Annotated in this window: 2 protein-coding genes; both read right to left on the reverse strand. The window is 44.9% G+C overall.

Going from position 1 to position 2,021, the window contains the following annotated elements; all coding sequences use genetic code 11:
* Positions 1-3: 3 nt before the first annotated feature.
* On the reverse strand, positions 4-555 hold the full coding sequence (gene pgsA / locus F6J94_RS33310; protein ID WP_293048112.1) for a CDP-diacylglycerol--glycerol-3-phosphate 3-phosphatidyltransferase: 552 nt from the start codon (positions 553-555) through the stop codon (positions 4-6).
* A gap of 223 nt (positions 556-778) precedes the next feature.
* A complete protein-coding gene (locus F6J94_RS33315; protein WP_293048109.1) occupies positions 779-1,756 on the reverse strand; it encodes a hypothetical protein in 978 nt (325 codons plus the stop codon).
* Between the last annotated feature and the right edge of the window lie 265 nt (positions 1,757-2,021).

Below are 2,021 nucleotides of genomic sequence, written 5' to 3' on the forward strand. Positions count from 1 at the left end.
TGATCAAGCTGACGTGGATTTTGCCGTTGATGACCAGATATTAGCAGGTAACAGGTAAACTAAACCAGAGATTAAGGTTAGGACCACCGATAGCCAGAAAAGGACTAGGGATGGGATGATCCAGGTGTCGGGAGTTGGAGCAATTAAAAGTGCGATCGCACTAATTTGACTGACGGTTTTGAGTTTACCCCAGATATTGGCTCCCTGTATGCTAGTGCTACCGGATAACTTGGGGTTAACTCGCCAACCTGCGATCGCTAACTCCCGTGCCAAAATCAAACAGACTCCCCAAGCGGGGACCTGACCTAGCTCAATTAATGCTAGTAGGGGCGCGAGTACCAAAAATTTATCGACTAATGGGTCAAGGAATTTGCCTAAATCAGTAATTTGGTTCAGTTTACGAGCTAGATAACCATCTAACCAATCCGTTCCAGCAGCAAGGAGAAAGATCCCGAAACCGATCCAGCGGCTTTGGTCAGTTGGGTGATTCAGGAAGTATAGGATAAAGGGCAACCCCAGTAAGCGAGAAAAGGTAATCCAGTTAGGCAAAGTCATTCTGGTAATCGGTAATGGGTAATGGGTAATCGGTAATTGGTAATTGGTTACTGACCATATTAATTTTAGGGGCACAGGCCGTGCCCCCTTAAGCATTTCGTCTATGGAAGTGAGAACCGACAGAGGAGAGGGAATAAATTTAGTATGTACCTCATCAAACTGAGAACCCCTATCATTCCTCTTCCTCGTTTCCGATTGCCTATTGCTGAATTCCCGAAGACGTCTAATGAACCATTGCTGGTTCAAGCACTATCAAATTGCCCTCCTCATCAACTGTGATCGCCAGAGGTTCGCTGATATCGCCGAGAAAGCTCCCGTCTAGAGCGAAATTACGCCATGACATAAAGTACCAGATCTGATCAGGACCTTGTACCAGTTTCCCGGAATAGAGCCGCTTCACTGAATCAGCCCAGAGCGCCCTTGGAGCAGAAAATGGTCCTAAAGGATTATCAGCAACCATGTAGAACGTTCCCGTGAGGTTACTATCAACAAACTCTCCTGGGGGGATCGAGAAGAGCAGATAGTAGCGCCCCTTGATAAGAACCACTTGCGGACATTCCATAGTCCCGAACGTCATAGGCTCAGTTAATGGTGGTAATACTTGCCAATCAATCAGGTTTTGTGAAGTGGCATGAGCAATCACGCCCCGACTTTCAGCAGGACCATAGTTAACGCGACCAGTAATTAAAGCATGAAATTCCCCTGTTTCTGGATCCTGAAACACCCAAGGATCGCGCCAGGCTTCATCGAACCAAAGGTTTTTCTCAGGGTGCTCGAGATCATACTTCTCGTAGTAGCGACTATCAGCCTCGATCACCGGGTTTTTCGGATGTTTTTCCCAGTGGATTAAATCTTTGGAGGTCGCAAGGCTGATGCGTTGGATTTTTCCTTGCTCTTTGCGATCAGTGCTGGTGTATGGGAGATACCACAGGCCATCATGACGAATTACGCAGCCAGTCCAATTAGTGTACTCATCCACGTCACCATAAGCTTCAGGCTTCATAGCATCTGGTAGAATCTCCCAGTGCCGTAAATCCTGAGAAACAGCGTGACCAAATGAAACATGCCAATGTCGGTCTTCTGGATCCGGTAAATCCTTAGAAGCTTGCAAGTAAAATAAGTGATAGTCGGAAATATCTTGAGCTAGCCAGAAGTCCCAGATCCATTTATCTGGGATTTGTAAACTGTGGTTAGGAAGCATGAGTTACCTGCTTTTGTGTAAGAGTATGGGTTAGTGAATAACTGTGACTAACTCCCTAGAAAAGTTAGCCTCTTTACTAAGGCGTCAACTAGAGAGTATAAAGTAATAATTCGGTAGTAGGGTAAGGTAAGTAAAATTCCTTACCGCTTAATTAGAGCCTATCTAACTAATTATTGTGTAATTTATAGAAGCAACGCCTAATGATTAAACACTAGTCTATGTATCCAAGCCAATTTTTTTTCCTGAATACATTAAACTAGTGAGG

It is taken from the genome of Moorena sp. SIO1F2 (genome assembly GCF_010672755.1).
In the GTDB taxonomy this organism is placed as follows: domain Bacteria; phylum Cyanobacteriota; class Cyanobacteriia; order Cyanobacteriales; family Coleofasciculaceae; genus Moorena.

What these genes read in the sequence shown, in the direction of transcription:
- pgsA (WP_293048112.1), bottom strand. Translation starts at nt 555, where the DNA reads ATGACTTTGCCTAACTGGATTACCTTTTCTCGCTTACTGGGGTTGCCC.
- F6J94_RS33315 (WP_293048109.1), bottom strand. Translation starts at nt 1,756, where the DNA reads ATGCTTCCTAACCACAGTTTACAAATCCCAGATAAATGGATCTGGGAC.